Annotated in this window: 14 protein-coding genes; 10 read left to right on the plus strand and 4 right to left on the minus strand. The window is 59.8% G+C overall.

Going from position 1 to position 15,618, the window contains the following annotated elements; translation table 11 throughout:
• The first annotated feature begins 35 nt into the window (after nt 1-35).
• Together xylA and ACSV9I_RS10780 are read left to right on the plus strand one after the other, a co-directional pair.
• On the plus strand, nt 36-1,346 hold the full coding sequence (gene xylA, locus ACSV9I_RS10775) for a xylose isomerase (protein ID WP_054157042.1): 1,311 nt from the start codon (nt 36-38) through the stop codon (nt 1,344-1,346).
• A gap of 452 nt (nt 1,347-1,798) precedes the next feature.
• On the plus strand, nt 1,799-2,338 hold the full coding sequence (locus ACSV9I_RS10780) for a hypothetical protein (protein ID WP_438328873.1): 540 nt from the start codon (nt 1,799-1,801) through the stop codon (nt 2,336-2,338).
• A 41-nt stretch (nt 2,339-2,379) separates the two neighbouring features.
• Here ACSV9I_RS10780 and greA read toward each other — a convergent pair whose 3' ends face one another.
• Both greA and ACSV9I_RS10790 read right to left on the minus strand, forming a co-directional pair.
• The gene (gene greA, locus ACSV9I_RS10785) at nt 2,380-2,862 is read right to left on the minus strand and encodes a transcription elongation factor GreA (RefSeq protein ID WP_438328874.1); all 483 of its coding nucleotides are present in this window, start codon (nt 2,860-2,862) and stop codon (nt 2,380-2,382) included.
• 131 nt (nt 2,863-2,993) lie between these two features.
• Nucleotides 2,994-4,013: a LacI family DNA-binding transcriptional regulator gene (locus ACSV9I_RS10790; RefSeq protein ID WP_438328876.1), complete on the minus strand. Its 1,020-nt coding sequence runs from the start codon at nt 4,011-4,013 to the stop codon at nt 2,994-2,996.
• A gap of 176 nt (nt 4,014-4,189) precedes the next feature.
• Here ACSV9I_RS10790 and ACSV9I_RS10795 point away from each other — a divergent pair, with 176 nt between their 5' ends.
• The 5 genes from ACSV9I_RS10795 (at nt 4,190) to ACSV9I_RS10815 (ending at nt 10,371) form a co-directional block, all read left to right on the plus strand.
• Nucleotides 4,190-5,716: a sugar ABC transporter ATP-binding protein gene (locus ACSV9I_RS10795; RefSeq protein WP_438328877.1), complete on the plus strand. Its 1,527-nt coding sequence runs from the start codon at nt 4,190-4,192 to the stop codon at nt 5,714-5,716.
• 65 nt (nt 5,717-5,781) lie between these two features.
• Entirely contained in the window at nt 5,782-6,792 is a 1,011-nt protein-coding gene (locus ACSV9I_RS10800; RefSeq protein WP_054157048.1) for an ABC transporter permease, read from the plus strand.
• A gap of 73 nt (nt 6,793-6,865) precedes the next feature.
• Complete coding sequence (locus tag ACSV9I_RS10805) at nt 6,866-7,819, plus strand: substrate-binding domain-containing protein (RefSeq protein ID WP_054157049.1); 954 nt, start codon at nt 6,866-6,868, stop codon at nt 7,817-7,819.
• A gap of 142 nt (nt 7,820-7,961) precedes the next feature.
• Nucleotides 7,962-9,014, plus strand: coding sequence for a sugar phosphate isomerase/epimerase family protein (locus ACSV9I_RS10810; protein WP_438328879.1), 1,053 nt, complete (start codon nt 7,962-7,964; stop codon nt 9,012-9,014).
• Nucleotides 9,015-9,183: 169 nt separating this feature from the next.
• On the plus strand, nt 9,184-10,371 hold the full coding sequence (locus ACSV9I_RS10815; RefSeq protein ID WP_438328881.1) for a Gfo/Idh/MocA family protein: 1,188 nt from the start codon (nt 9,184-9,186) through the stop codon (nt 10,369-10,371).
• A gap of 57 nt (nt 10,372-10,428) precedes the next feature.
• On the opposite strand, the gene ACSV9I_RS10820 is transcribed toward ACSV9I_RS10815, so the two are convergent.
• Nucleotides 10,429-11,742 carry a hypothetical protein gene (locus ACSV9I_RS10820; RefSeq protein WP_438328883.1) on the minus strand — a complete coding sequence of 438 codons (1,314 nt, stop codon included), beginning with the start codon at nt 11,740-11,742 and terminating at the stop codon, nt 10,429-10,431.
• A 255-nt stretch (nt 11,743-11,997) separates the two neighbouring features.
• On the opposite strand from ACSV9I_RS10820, the gene ACSV9I_RS10825 reads away from it, so the two are divergent.
• Both ACSV9I_RS10825 and ACSV9I_RS10830 read left to right on the plus strand, forming a co-directional pair.
• Nucleotides 11,998-13,374 (plus strand): GH1 family beta-glucosidase, encoded by a 1,377-nt coding sequence (locus tag ACSV9I_RS10825; protein ID WP_438328884.1) that lies wholly within the window; start codon nt 11,998-12,000, stop codon nt 13,372-13,374.
• A gap of 60 nt (nt 13,375-13,434) precedes the next feature.
• The gene (locus ACSV9I_RS10830; protein WP_438328885.1) at nt 13,435-14,175 is read left to right on the plus strand and encodes an EAL domain-containing protein; all 741 of its coding nucleotides are present in this window, start codon (nt 13,435-13,437) and stop codon (nt 14,173-14,175) included.
• Nucleotides 14,176-14,196: 21 nt separating this feature from the next.
• Here the strand turns inward: ACSV9I_RS10830 and ACSV9I_RS10835 are convergent, their stop codons facing one another.
• Nucleotides 14,197-14,589, minus strand: a complete 393-nt coding sequence (locus ACSV9I_RS10835; RefSeq protein ID WP_438328886.1) for a winged helix-turn-helix transcriptional regulator — start codon at nt 14,587-14,589, stop codon at nt 14,197-14,199.
• Nucleotides 14,590-14,747: 158 nt separating this feature from the next.
• Here ACSV9I_RS10835 and ACSV9I_RS10840 point away from each other — a divergent pair, with 158 nt between their 5' ends.
• On the plus strand, nt 14,748-15,386 hold the full coding sequence (locus ACSV9I_RS10840) for an NAD(P)H-dependent oxidoreductase (RefSeq protein ID WP_438328887.1): 639 nt from the start codon (nt 14,748-14,750) through the stop codon (nt 15,384-15,386).
• The last annotated feature ends 232 nt before the right edge of the window (nt 15,387-15,618 follow it).

Consider the following 15,618-nt stretch of genomic DNA (forward strand, 5'->3'; position numbering starts at 1 on the left):
CAATTTATCGCATACACACCAAGGAGGAGTATCCCATGAGCACAGGTTTTTTCGGCAATATCCAGAAGATCAAATATGAAGGCCCGGACAGCACCAATCCTCTGGCCTTCCGTCACTACAATCCGGACGAAGTTGTCCTCGGCAAGCGCATGGAAGACCATCTGCGCTTTGCGATTGCCTATTGGCACACCTTTGTCTGGCCGGGCACTGACCCGTTCGGCGGCAACACGTTTGAGCGTCCCTGGTTTGAGGATACGATGGCTGCGGCGAAGCTGAAGGCCGATGTCGCCTTCGAATTCTTCCAGTTGCTCGGCACGCCCTACTACTGCTTCCACGACGCCGATGTTCGCCCTGAGGGCAACAGCTTTGCCGAGAACACCAAGAATCTCAACGAGATCGTCGACTACTTCGCGAAGAAGCAGGAAGAGACGGGCGTCAAGCTGCTCTGGGGCACGGCGAACATGTTCTCGCATCGCCGCTACATGTCGGGTGCGGCCACCAATCCGGATCCTGACGTCTTCGCCTTTGCGGCCGCGACCGTGAAGACCTGCCTGGATGCGACGCAGAAGCTCGGCGGCGAAAACTATGTGCTCTGGGGCGGCCGCGAAGGCTATGAGACGCTGCTCAATACCGATCTTTCTCGCGAACTCGACCAGATGGGCCGCTTCCTCAATCTCGTCGTCGAATACAAGCACAAGATCGGCTTCAAGGGCGCAATCCTGATCGAGCCGAAGCCGCAGGAACCGTCGAAGCACCAGTATGACTACGACGTCGCGACGGTCTATGGCTTCCTGAAGCGCTACGGCCTTGAAAAGGAAGTGAAAGTGAACATCGAGCAGGGCCATGCGATCCTTGCCGGTCACAGCTTCGAGCACGAGCTGGCGCTTGCCAATGCGCTCGGCATCTTCGGTTCGATCGACATGAACCGCAACGACTACCAGTCCGGCTGGGATACCGACCAGTTCCCGAACAATGTGCCGGAAATGGCGCTGGCCTATTACCAGGTTCTGCAGGCCGGTGGCTTCACGACGGGCGGCACCAACTTCGACGCCAAGCTGCGCCGCCAGTCACTCGACGCCGAAGACCTGCTGATCGGCCATATCGGCGGCATGGACTGCTGCGCCCGCGGCCTGAAGGCGGCGGCGAAAATGGTGGAAGACAAGGCGCTTTCCGGCCCGCTCAACAGCCGTTATGCCGGCTGGGACAAGGCCGAGAACCAGAAGATGCTGCGCGGCGAGGAAAGCCTCGATGCGATCGCCGCTCGCGTCGAAGCCCAGAACGTCAACCCGAAGCCGGTTTCCGGCAAGCAGGAGCTGCTGGAGAACGTGGTCAACCGCTACGTTTGATCGGCCGCTCAACGGTTCAAGGCCGGGGCGCGAAAGCGTCCCGGCTTTTTTATCGTCGGGGTTTTCAGCCGAGGGCCGCGGTGTGCGACGCGTAGCCATGCATTCGAATTCCGTCGGCATCGGTCGCAAGAAGCTATCGAAATCTCATGATATTTCTTTCCGGATTGTCACGGATCACAGCACTCGCTTCCGCCAGATTGCCGTCTATTCCAGCTTTTGATACACTTATTGCGAGAAATTTTGGATGAGGTCAGTGGCCGTCAGCCGTCACCCCTCAAAGGGTTCCGAATTCTCCGACCGGTTCGGTTTCTGCTGCTTTCGCGGTTGATGTATCGATCCCTTGGGTTCAAAGCGGCTCTAGTCCGCCGGCAACTGCCGTGGGGCAAGCCAGAGCCATCGCGTGTTGACTGCATCCAAAAGCTGTAAATTGATTTCTGCGAGGATATCTCACGATGAAAGTCATGATTGCCTTGATGAGCTCACTCCTTGGTGCGGCGCTTTCCGCGCCAGCCGCCCGGGCGCAAGAAGATTGTATCGTCGGCTCCTGGAAAACCGACGGAAACGGTATGGCCGAATGGATGCGCGAAAAGCTGCCTGCCAATGTTCGGATGCCGGTTGTCGAACGGACCGGATATGTGACATTCCAGCCCGATGGACGCTTTGCCGCTGCGGCCTCGCTGGCTGCCAGCCTGGAAACCGATGATGCTGTGATCACCGGTGGGGATACGTCCGGCCTGGGATATTCTGGCACCGGCACATGGCAGATGACCGCCGAGGGCAAGCTGCAGCTCTCCACCTCTGCCGAGGTCCACGGAAATCAGGTCACCGTCCACAGTTCAGGCGGGTCGAATTCGGTCCCCGTTCCTCCCATGACACCGGGTGGGCCGATGCTCTACGACGTGAGTTGCGACGGCGATCACATGGAAACGCGCATGACCATCCGTGGCGCCGGCGCCCCAATTGTACAGCGATATCTGCGGGTCCGAAGCTGAGCGCATTGGACCGGCGTTACGGTTGTCAAGCCGTCGGGTCTTCACTCGATCGCGGTGATCTCCAACTCCTGATCGCCGACGCTCACCACGTCACCCACCGCCTTGCCCATCAGGCGGGCGGCGACCGGCGAGACAAACGAGATCGAGCCGGTCTTCGGATCGGCTTCATCCTCGCCGACAATGCGGTAGGTCTGCACGCGACCATCGTCGCGTTCAAAGGTGACTTTGCTGCCGAAGGCAACGACGGCGTTGCTATCGGGGGCAGGGATCACCTGGGCGGTGCGCAGGCGTTCGGTCAGATAACGCAAGTCGCGATAGGGGACGGCCGACTGCCGGCGGCGCTCGTTGACATCCTCGACGGTCTGGGCGGCGAGATAGGCGATGCGTGCTTCCTCTGCCTCGGCCTCCAGCCGTTTCAGGCCATCCGCGGTGACGAGGTTGGGATGCTGCGAGATCGGGCGGTCCGGCAGATGGAGTTCCGCTGCGGTTTCCGAACTCTCTTCCTTGGTGAAAGCTACGCTCACAATAGTCTCCGATAGCGATGTCTGGTGGCGCCAGCGGGCGTCACGGGTTGTTCCCAACATAATAGGATGATCCGACACTAACGGCCAAGTCTGAGGATAGGTCCACTCCGCATCTTCTCGACGCTCGGTCCTTATCGCCTCGCGGGACCTGCCACCGAGCCGCGCACGATGAGATCCGGCATCAGCAGGATCTCATCCCGCTCCGTCGGACGCTCTGACAGCTGCTGGATCAGCAGGGCCATGGCCTGCTTTCCGATGGCGGTGCGGGGCTGGCGGATCGTGGTCAGTGCCGGATTAACATAGGTGGCCTGGGGTACGTCATCGAAGCCGATGACGGAGAAATCGTGCGGCAGGTTATAGCCGCGGGCGGTGAGGCCGCTGAGCACGCCGACGGCGGTGGCATCGTTGACGCACATGAAGGCGGTGGGCAGGGTGTCGCGGACGAAGAGTTGCTCGACGGCGAGGCGGCCGCTTTCAATCGTTCCGTCGCCTTCCAGCACGAAGCGGTTTGCCGGCGGAATGCGGGCGGCGTCCAGGGCTTTGTCGAATCCCTGGCGGCGGCGCTGGTGGCCGAGCCTTGTCTTGCTGTCGCCGATGAAGGCGATGGAGCGGTGGCCGGCGGAGAGCAGGTGTTCGGCGGCCTTGCGCGCACCGGCGACATCATCGACGCCGACATAGGAGATCTTCGAGCCGAAGACCGGCTCGAACACGGCGACCGACGGTGGCAGGCGGGTGCCGAGCACCTGATGGCCAAAGGGTTCGTGGCCGGTGAAGAGCACGAGGCCGGTGGCCTGGCCAGAGCTCAAGAATTTCAGATATTCCAGCCCACGTTCCGGGTCGTTCTGGGTATGGCCGATCAACACGCCGTAGCCATGGGCGCGGGCCTCGTTTTCAAGGCCGATCAGCGTCGAGGAAAAGTTCGGATCACCGATATCGGGTGCGAGAATGAGGATCATGTTCGACCGGCCCATGCGCAGCGAGCGCGCCATGGCATTGGTCGTGTAGCCGGTGATGGCGATGGCCTGGTTGACGCGCTGGCGGGTCGACTTGGCGACCTTGTCCGGCGTGTGGATCGCGCGGCTCACCGTTGCGATCGATACTTCGGCAAGACGTGCGACATCCTCGATCGTCGCTGGTGCTGAATTCTGCACGCGGCTTCATCCCCCTATCCGCATGGAATCGTTGGAGACCTTACCTATCCTATTGCGCCTGCGAAAGACGGTGGGGTGCAAAATCTCCCCATGATTGACTAATGTAAACCTTTACATCATCCATGTAAAGGTTTACACAAAGGGCATAGCGGTTGAGGAGCCGCCGGGAGGATCGCATGACATTGGCTGGGGACGAGGCGCGGACACCCGTGCTCGTGGCGGAGCGTATTTCGAAATCTTTTGGCGAGGTCCAGGTCCTGTTCAGCGTCGATTTCGATGTGCTGCCAGGCGAGGTTCACGCGCTGATGGGCGAAAATGGTGCCGGTAAATCGACGCTTGTGAAGATACTCTCAGGCTTCGAGCAGGCGACCGCCGGTCGCATTCTGTTGGACGGCGAGCCGGTGACGCTGCCGGCCAATGGCTCGGCGGAAGCGCTGGGCATCGTGCTCATCCACCAGGAATTCAATCTCGCCGATCATCTGACCGTCACCGAGAGCCTGTTTCTCGGACGCGAAGTCACGCGTTTCGGCATGCTCGACCGCAAGGTGATGCGGGCCGAGGCGCGCCGGGTGCTGGATCAGCTGGGCTCGCATATCGATGAAAATGCGCTTATCAGCTCGCTGGCAGTTGCCGACAAGCAGATGGTTGAAATTGCCAAGGCGATCAGCCGCAAGGCGCGGATCGTCTTCATGGATGAGCCGACGGCGGTGCTGTCCCGCGAGGAAACGGAAGTTCTGTTCGACCAGGTACGCAAGCTGCGCGCCGGCGGCACCAGCTTCGTCTTCGTGTCCCATAAGCTGGACGAGGTGATGGAACTGACCGACCGCGTGACGGTGCTGCGCGACGGGCAATGGGTGAAGACGGCGCCGACCTCGGCGCTCGATGGTGAGGCGATTGCCCAACTGATGGTGGGGCGCGAATTGTCCAGCCTCTACCCGAGCAAACATGAGCCCAATGTCGATGAGGAGATCGTGCTGTCGGTCAAGGATCTCTCGACCGGTTTCGTCAAACACGTGAGCTTCGAGCTGAAGCGCGGCGAAGTGCTGGGTTTCTCAGGCCTGATCGGCTCTGGCCGGACGGAGCTGATGGAGGCGGTCGCGGGTTTAAGGCCGAGGCTGTCTGGCGAGGTGCGGCTCAAGGGCATGGTGCTTGATGCAGCCGATTTCCGCGAGGCCAATCGGCGCGGGCTCGCCTATATGACCAAGGATCGCAAGGGCAAGGGGCTGTTGCTTGGCGAGGGCATGACGGCGAACCTGACCCTGCAATCCATGGAAAATCACGTTCGCCACGGCTATCTCGACCCCACCAGCGAGGCGAAAGCCATGGCACGCGCCAAGCGCCGCTTCGATATCCGCGTTCGCGACGACAAGGTCCGGGTCGGGCGCATGTCGGGCGGCAATCAGCAGAAGCTGCTGCTCGCCAAGATCATGGAAGTCGAACCTGACGTGATCATCATCGACGAGCCGACACGCGGCATCGATGTCGGCACCAAGCAGCAGATCTATCATTTCATCACAGCCCTTGCCCGAGAGGGGCGCTCGATCATCGTCATCTCCTCTGAGATGCCTGAGGTCATCGGTCTCTGCACGCGGGTCGCCGTGATGCGCGAAGGCCGGTTGGTCGGCATGCTTGAGGGTGAGGAGATCTCCGAGCAGGTGATCATGCGCTATGCCGCCGGCCTGAAACGGCAGATGGCAAGTTGAACAACGGAATTTGAGGGACGGAGTAGCCCCAGGCACAAGGGGCATCCGGGAGGAGACGGGACCATATGACTGCCGAGACTGATACGACACCGGAAAGCCGCAGCCGCCGCAGCTGGCGTGATGTGGATCTGCGGGCCGTCGCCCCCTTTGCCGCATTGCTGATCCTGCTGATCGTCGGCGCGCTGGTGAACCCCAATTTCATCGGGCTCAACAATCTGGCCAATGTGGCGACGCGCTCCGCCTTCATCGCGATCATTGCCGTCGGGGCGACCTTCGTCATCTCGTCAGGAGACCTCGATCTTTCGGTCGGCTCGATGGTGGCCTTTGTCGCCAGCCTCATGATCCTGTTCATGAATTCGGGCGTGATTGCCGATCCGACCCTGATGATTGCGGCAGCCATGGCGCTTGCCATCATCATTGGTTCGCTGTGCGGGCTTGCCAATGGTCTGATCACCACCGTCGGCAAGATCGAACCCTTCATCGCCACACTTGGCACGATGGGCATCTATCGCGGTTTGACCACCTGGCTTTCCCAGGGCGGTGCGATCACGCTTAGCGATCCGGCGCAGCAGGAAGTCTATCGTCCCGTCTATTTCGGCTCGATCCTCGGTCTGCCCGTACCGATCGTCATCATCCTCGTGGTAACAGCGATCGCTGCCGTCATTCTCTATCGCACCCGCTATGGCCGCCATGTCGTCGCCGTCGGGTCGAACCGCGATGTGGCGCGTTATTCCGGCATTGCTGTCGACCGGGTGCGGACCATCGCCTTTGTCATCCAGGGGCTATGCGTCGCCATTGCTGTGCTCCTCTACGTGCCGCGCCTCGGCTCCACCTCGGCCACCACGGGCATCCTTTGGGAGTTGCAGGCGATTACGGCCGTCGTTGTCGGCGGCACGGCGTTGAAAGGCGGGGCGGGCCGTGTCTGGGGCACGATCTGTGGCGCCTTCATCCTCGAGCTTGTCGGCAACATCATGCTGCTGTCCAACTTCATCTCCGAATATCTGATCGGCGCCATTCAGGGCACGATCATCATCATCGCGATGCTCGTTCAGCGGTCGCTGGCGCGCAAGGCGTAACGAAACGGCCGGGCAGAGGAGGGTCGCCCGGTCCGTTCATCAGTCGACCCTTTGTCACTTTGGGAGGAAACCAATGCACAAGAAACTGTTGGGTCTCGCTGTCGCGATGACGGCGCTGACCTCGATCTTCACGGCGGCCCAGGCGCAGGAGACGAAGACCATCGGCGTCTCCATTCCCGCTGCCGACCACGGCTGGACCGCCGGCGTCGTCTATCATGCCAACCGCGTTGCCGAACTCCTGATGAAGGAGCATCCGGGCCTTAACGTCATCGTCAAGACCTCGGCTGATCCTGCCACCCAGGCCAATGCCGTGCAGGACCTGGAAATCCAGGGCATCGACGCGCTCGTCATCCTGCCGACCGATCCGGACCCGCTGGTCAACGCGATGAAGGAAGTGAAGAACAAGGGTCACTTCGTCACCATCGTCGACCGTGCGCCATCTGTGAACGACAATACGGTGCGTGATCTCTATGTCGCCGGCAACAACCCGGCGCTCGGCAAGGTTGCCGGCGAATACATTGCCAAGACCTCGCCGGATGCGGAAGTCGTCATCATCCGCGGCCTGCCGATCCCGATCGACCAGCAGCGCCAGGACGGCTTTGATGAGGGGATCAAGGGCTCCAACGTCAAGGTTCTCGATCGCCAGTTCGGCAACTGGAATCGCGACGATGCCTTCAAGGTCATGCAGGATTACCTGACCAAATATCCGAAGATCGATGTGGTCTGGTGCCAGGATGACGACATGGCTGTCGGCGTGCTGCAGGCGATCGAACAGGCCGGTCGTACCGATATCCAGTACATCATTGGTGGTGCGGGCTCGAAGGACATGATCAAGAAGGTCCAGGATGGCGACAAGATGGTGCCGGTCAACGTGCTCTATCCGCCATCAATGGTCGGCACTGCCATGGAGCTCACGGCTGCAGCCATCTATGACAGCGTTCCGGTTCATGGCACCTATACGCTCGACGCCACGCTGATCACGCCCGAAAACGCGAAGAATTACTACTTCCCGGATTCGCCGTTCTGATCCAACCACATCGCAAAGACTGCTCTGCCCGGGTTATCCCGGGCAGATGTTTGAAGGGCTGCATCATAGCGGTTGTATCGAAAATCCATCTCCTGTAATCGTTTACGGAAACGTTGCAGGAAATACTCAGGGAGGAGATTTCATGAAGACGATCAAGGGGCCGGCGATTTTTCTCGGTCAGTTCGCGGGCGATGCCGCACCCTTCAACACCTGGGATGGAATTACGAAATGGGCGGCCGAGAAGGGCTATCTGGGCGTACAGGTGCCTACCTGGGCCGGCCAGCTGATCGACCTTAAAAAGGCTGCAGACTCCAAGGATTATTGCGACGAACTTGCCGGCGTGGCGCGGGCAAATGGCGTCGAGATCACCGAACTTTCCACCCATTTGCAGGGCCAGCTGGTCGCCGTTCATCCGGCCTATGACGAAGCCTTTGACGGCTTTGCCGCACCCGAAGTGCGCGGCAATCCGAAGGCGCGGCAGGAATGGGCCGTGAGCCAAGTCAAATACGCGTTGAAGGCGTCGCGCAACCTCGGCATCAAGGCGCATGCGACCTTTTCCGGTGCACTGGCCTGGCCCTACATTTATCCGTGGCCGCAGCGTCCGGCCGGCCTGGTCGAGACTGCTTTCGACGAGTTGGCGCGCCGCTGGCTGCCGATCCTCGACTATGCCGAGGAGCAGGGCGTCGATGTTTGCTACGAGATCCATCCAGGCGAAGATCTGCATGATGGCGTCACCTTCGAGATGTTCCTCGAGCGGGTGAAGAACCATAGCAGAGCCAACATGCTCTACGACCCCTCGCACTATGTGCTGCAGTGCCTCGACTATCTCGACAACATCGACATCTACAAGGACCGGATCAAGATGTTCCACGTCAAGGACGCGGAATTCAACCCGACCGGCCGGCAGGGCGTCTATGGCGGCTACCAGGGCTGGGTCAACAGGGCAGGGCGCTTCCGCTCGCTCGGTGATGGACAGGTCGATTTCGGTGCGATTTTCTCGAAGATGGCAGCCAATGATTTCGACGGCTGGGCTGTTGTCGAGTGGGAATGCGCATTGAAACATCCGGAAGACGGCGCCCGCGAAGGGGCGGAATTCGTCAAGGCGCATATCATCCGCGTGACCGAACATGCCTTCGACGACTTCGCCGCCGGCGGCACGGATGATGCGGCGAACCGGCGGATGCTGGGGCTTTAATCAGCAGTTATTCCCCTCCCCAACCCCTCCCCACAAGGGGAGGGGCTTTGCCGCCGCCCCATCCCGTATGCCACAGGGAGGGACAGTTGCGGTGATCGCTCTCCCCCCTTGTGGGGGAGATGGCGGCAGCCAGAGGGGGTCTTCAAGGATAGCAAGGGAGAAACACATTATGGCGATTGAAGCGAGCAAATCGGAACACCGCGCGGCAAAAATCCGTCTGGGCATGGTCGGCGGCGGGCAGGGGGCGTTTATCGGTGCCGTACACCGCATGGCCGCCCGGCTTGACGATCAGTATGATCTGGTCGCGGGCGCGCTGTCGTCGACGGCGGAGAAGTCGCTGGCTTCGGGGCGCGATCTCGGCCTTGATCCGGAGCGTTGCTATGGCTCGTTTCAGGAGATGGCTGACAAGGAATCGGCGCGGCCCGATGGGATCGAGGCGGTGTCGATCGTGACGCCGAACCATGTGCATTTTGCCGCCGCCAAGGCCTTTCTCGAAAAGGGCATCCATGTCATCTGCGACAAGCCGCTGACCTCGAACCTGGAGGATGCAAAGGCGCTGAAAGAAGTGGCCGATAAGGCGAAGGCGCTTTTCATCCTGACGCATAACTATACCGGCTATCCGATGGTCCGCCATGCCCGCGAACTGGTGGCATCGGGTGATCTCGGTGACATCAGGCTGGTCAACATGGAATATCCGCAGGACTGGCTGGCCGAACCGGTTGAGCAGACCGGGGCGAAACAGGCCGTCTGGCGCACCGACCCGGCACAATCCGGCGTCGGCGGTTCGACCGGCGATATCGGGACGCATGCCTATAACCTCGGCAGTTTCATTTCCGGCCTTGAACTGGACGAACTGGCGGCTGATGTACACACCTTCGTCGAAGGCCGTCGTCTGGATGACAACGCCCATGTGATGCTGCGGTTCAAAGCCAAGGGCAGCGAAATGCCGGCCAAGGGCATGCTCTGGTGCAGCCAGGTGGCGACTGGCCATGAAAACGGGCTGAAGGTGCGGGTCTATGGCACCAAGGCTGGCATCGAATGGACGCAGGCCGATCCGAACTATCTCTGGTTCACCCGTCTTGGCGAGCCGAAGCAGTTGATCACCCGTGGTGGCGCTGGGGCGAACTCTGCTGCTGCCCGTGTGACCCGCATCCCGTCCGGACATCCTGAAGGGTATCTCGAAGCCTTTGCGACGATCTATACCGAGGCGGCTCACGCCATCCATGCGGCGCGCACGGGGGCTGCCGTGGATCCGGCTGTGGTTTATCCGACGGTGGATGACGGCGTGAAAGGGGTGGCATTTGTCACGGCCTGCATCGAGTCGTCGAAGAAGAATGGTGGTTGGGTGAAGGTGTAAACGACCAACGGAGCCTCCCGGTGCTGAATCCGGGAGGTCCCTGGCTTTGCCCTATGTTCAGGCAGACAGCGGTGGCAGGAGTGTCACCGTCCAGCTGGCGACGTCCTGGCCGTTGTAAGACACGGTGTTGACCAGCGGGCCATTGCCCAGGCGGTCGCTGTAGGGAATAGAGTAGACCTGATTGGTCGAGGCCGCGAAGAGCTCGGCTGCATACGTGTTATAATAGGGATGATCCGGTTGCGCCTCGCGGAAGGCCGGCAGCGGAGAGAGCTTCCACCAGGCATCGGATTTCATGTCCTTGAGCGCGACGTCCTGGCCTGCGGGCACCGTATTGCTGTTGATCAGACCGAGCAGAAGGCCTGTTGTTACCTCGCCGATCAACAGCTTCTGCGTTGTCAGCTCGACCGCTTGATCTTCCAGATCCCAGGACTTTACCTGGCTTGAGAGTTTGCTCCAGCCCGATCCTGAAAATGTCACCGCCGAATTGATGACCTGGCCGTAGATAGCCGTATTGTAACTGACGGGATCCACAGCGGATATCGTCGCGTTGCATTCTTTGAAGGTCGGCCCTTGTGCACTGCTATCGCCCGTGATCGTGGTGTGGATTTCCCCATTCAAGGTCAACGAGCCATTGGCAGCTGCTGTGGCCACGTGGTCGAGTGTCAGTATGTAGTTTGTGGTCTTTTGTGTTTTTTTAGACTTATAGAGAAAGGCATTGGAGTTGACGATCTTCGTCAACTGACCGGCTGCATGGACGGATTGCAGATAGGGAATGAAGCTCTGATAGGGCGTGGCAGGCGGCGGAGCGTAGGAGGAGGGACCGATAAACCGCACCCAATCACCCGCTGCGTCTTTCACCAAAGCGCCCCAAGGCGGCGAGGAACTGGCACCCAGTTTCGCCGCGATGGTGTTGGCGTCGGCGGTGTATCCGACTGACTGGATGAGGGTGCCATCGGCGGCGTAACTCGCAATCTCCATCGGCGCTGTGAAGTAGTTGATCGCGGTCATATCACCCTGGTCGCCGGCATTGCCCGTCATTGTGATTTCAAAGGTTTGGAACAGGGTTTGGTAATCCATCCCGCCGCCGATGAAAGTGGGGGCACTGGTGCGCGATTGCAGCGCATTGCCATAGGAAACATAGACGAGGATCGAGACGGCCTGATTGATCGTCAGCCCCGTTGGGCCTATGTCTTTCAGGCTCAGGGGCTCCGACATCAGGTTGTGGGGCTTGATCTCCACGGATTTCCCATTCCCGTAGGTCACGTCGAAATTCGTGGTGCCCGGGGCGCCGTTCTGAAAGCTGATGAAGACCTCGTGCGCGTGATACGGCGTGTTGTTGATAAAGTTCAGTTGCAGGTGCTTTTTTGTCATCAAGTGCTCCAGCCATTTCTGAACGAACGTGAACTCTCCCAGTTTGGCCGAGGCCGGGGTTGTCGTCTGTATCAAAGGTTGCATTGATATTTGAATGCACTGGCTCTCCAAGGATTTCCTGCGTGAACCGAGATTGCTCCTACAACGTTGCAGTTTTTTCGCCGCGCTGTCTTCACCCCGTTGCGGCTTTGCCCTAAACCGCTAGCGATGTTTGCGCGGCGGCACGCCAGCCGAGACGAGACGAAGGACCTTTCGATGATCGATCCCAAGATGCTTGCCACCCGTTTTCCTGGTGATTTTCTGTTCGGTGTCGCCACCGCCTCCTTCCAGATCGAAGGGGCGTCGAAGGCCGATGGTCGCAAACCCTCGATCTGGGATGCGTTTTCCAACATGCCGGGTCGGGTCTTCGGGCGCCACAATGGCGATGTGGCCTGCGATCACTACAACAGGTGGGAAAGCGATCTCGATCTGATCAAGGATATGGGCGTCACCGGCTATCGATTCTCGATCGCCTGGCCGCGCATCCTTCCGGAAGGAACGGGCCCGGTTAACGAGAAGGGTCTCGATTTCTATGACAACCTCGTCGATGGCTTGAAGGCACGCGGCATCAAGGCCTATGCGACGCTTTACCATTGGGATCTGCCGCTTTCGCTGATGGGCGATGGCGGATGGACGGCGCGGTCGACCGCGCAGGCTTTCCAGCGCTATACCAAGGTGGTGATGGAACGCCTCGGTGACCGGCTTGATGCCGTCGCGACCTTCAACGAGCCCTGGTGCTCGGTCTGGCTCAGCCATCTCTACGGCGTGCATGCTCCGGGCGAGAAGAATATGGATGCCGCCCTTCACGCGCTGCACTACACCAATCTGGCCCATGGGCTTTCGGTCCAGGCGATCCGCGAAGTGGCGCCGAAGGTGCCGGTCGGGCTGGTGCTCAACGCGCATGAGACGCTGCCGGGATCAGAGGCCACGGAGGATCGCGCGGCTGCCGAACGGGCGCATCAGTTCCACAATGGCGTGTTCTTTGATCCGGTCTTCAAGGGCGAGTACCCGGCCGAGTTCATCTCGGCCCTTGGCCATCGCATGCCGAAGATCGAGGAGGGGGATCTGGCGATCATCAGCCAGCCGCTCGATTGGTGGGGGCTCAACTACTACACACCGATGCGGGTCTCTGACGATCCGATGCCGGGTGCCGAATTCCCGGCAACCGTCAATGCAGCCCCCGTGTCGGATGTGAAGACCGATATCGGCTGGGAAGTCTATGCGCCGGCGCTGAAGTCGCTCGTCGAGCGGCTCTATGCCCGTTACGATCTGCCGGTCTGCTACATCACCGAGAATGGCGCCTGCTACAATATGGAGGTCGAAGGCGGCGAGGTCGATGACCAGCCGCGGCTCGATTACTACGCCGAACATCTCGACAAGGTGGCTGATCTGATTGCCGAGGGCTATCCGATGCAGGGCTATTTCGCCTGGTCGCTGATGGATAATTTCGAATGGGCGGAAGGCTACCGGATGCGCTTCGGCCTCGTGCATGTCGATTATGACACCCAGGTTCGCACCATCAAGAAGAGCGGCAAGTGGTATCGGGATCTGGCAGCCGAATTTCCCAAGGGCAACCATCAGATTTCAGAGTGACGGAGACGAGACCTTAACCGGTCTCTCCTTATGATTGCGCGCGCAACGGAGAGAACACGCGTGACGACTGGATGTGCAGGATGCAGGGGCGGTGCGAAATTCGACGTCGAGTTCTCGATGGCCTTCCAGCCTATCGTGGATCTGAGCACCGGTCGTGTCTATGCTTACGAGGCCTTGGTGAGAGGGAAAGAGGGGCAGGGTGCGGCCAGCATTCTCTCCGTGGTCGATGATGCCAACCGATATGCCTTTGATCAGCGTTGCCGCGTCAAGGCGATCGAACTGGCGGCAAGTCTGATGCCTCAGGGTTCGGATGCCCGGCTGTCGATCAATTTCATGCCGAATGCGGTCTATGAGCCGCGCGCCTGTATCAAGCTGACGCTGGAGACTGCCGCCCGTGTTGGCTTCCCGCTTGAACGGGTGATCTTCGAGTTTACCGAAACGGAGCAGACCGATCCGCGCCATCTCTTGTCGATCCTGCAGACCTATCAGGATATCGGTTTCCGCACGGCGATTGACGATTTCGGCGCGGGTCATTCCGGCCTGAACCTTCTGGCAAGCTTCAAGCCTGACATCGTGAAGCTCGACATGGAGCTGATCCGCAACCTCGATCAGGATGGACAGAAGCAGATCGTCGTCAAGCATACGGTTGCCATGCTGCGCGAGCTTGGCGTCACTATTGTCGGCGAAGGGGTGGAAACCCCGGGCGAGCGCGCCGCTCTCCAGGCGCTGGGGGTTCATTTGCAGCAGGGTTATCTGTTTGCGCGCCCCCAGTTCGAGAGCTTCCTGCCACTGGCAGCCTGAGGTCGTTACCGTCTCTTGCCTCTATGCCGCCTTGCCAATCTTTGCCGAGCTGTCGGGCAGACGGTTGTCAAAACGGACCCGAGCCGTCTGGATATTGTCGTGATTGGCGAAGACCCAGCCACCCAAAGCCTTGACTGGCACTGAGAAGGATCGCCCGAGATCGGTCAGCGCGTATTCGACCCTTGGCGGCACAGTTGGATAGACGGTGCGTTCAACGATACCGTCCCGCTCCAGCGCGCGCAGCGTGAGCGTGAGCATCCGCTGCGACACGCCAACGACCATGCGTTTCAGATCGCTGAAGCGCTGTGGCCCGTCATCCAGCATCATGATCACGAGCACGGTCCACTTGTCACCGAGGCGTGCCAGCATCTCGCTGACCGTCGTACACTTGGCGGGATCATAGCCGTCACACATTTCGGTTCTCTCCGTGAAACCTGGTATCAGAGATGTGCCTGCTTGCGCATTTCTTCCGGTTCCCTATGTAGGCCTGGTTACCAATCAATACCAGACCTTATGCGTCTCGCCAATGCCTCCCAGGCGGACCGAGGGTCGAAACCCGGATGGAGATCCTGATGTCCGCACTGATCGAAAAGCTGAACTGGCGCTATGCCACCAAGAAGATGGACCCGACGAAGAGCGTTCCCGAAGACAAGGTCGAGCGCATTGTCGAGGCAGCCCGTCTGGCCCCGACCTCCAGCGGCTTGCAGCCTTTCGAGGTGATCGTTGTGACCAATCCTGAGGTCCGCGCCCGCATCCAGGAGATTGCCTGGAACCAGGCGCAGGTGACCGAAGGGTCGCACCTTCTCGTCTTCGCCGCCTGGGACAATTACACGGTCGAGCGGATCAACGACATGTTCGATCTGGTCAACGATGAGCGTGGCTTCAAGAACGAGGGTTTTGAAAACTACCGCCAGATGTTGCTCAACCTGTATCCGGGCCGTGCGGCCGAGGTAAACTTCGAGCATGCTGCCCGTCAGGCTTATATCGGCTTTGGCATGTCGGTGGCCGCTGCCGCCTTTGAAGGCGTTGATGCGACCCCGATGGAAGGTTTCGATGCGGCCAAACTCGACGAGATCCTTGGCCTTCGCGAAAAGGGCCTGCGCTCGGTCACTATCCTTCCGCTCGGCTATCGCGCTGCGGAAGGGGATTGGCTGGCTGGCCTGAAGAAGGTCCGCCGTCCGAAGGACCAGTTCGTGTCCGTGGTTGCCTGATATCGTCTTTCTCGCACCGCTGTTCCAAAAATGACTGCAAGGGCTCTGGATTTCCAGGGCCCTTTTTTCATGTCGGGTAAACACCGGATCGCCCACAAGAGAAAAATGCAACCAAGAGTATGCATGCTTCGTGCTATGCAAGGTTGTGGAAAACCTCCGGTGGAAGATTGTTGCCTTGCTCGAGGTTGCAATGGTCTCAATCGAGATTCTTCCATTTTTATCAGTAGGATAG

Source organism: Rhizobium sp. G187 (assembly GCF_051549525.1).
GTDB lineage: Bacteria > Pseudomonadota > Alphaproteobacteria > Rhizobiales > Rhizobiaceae > Allorhizobium.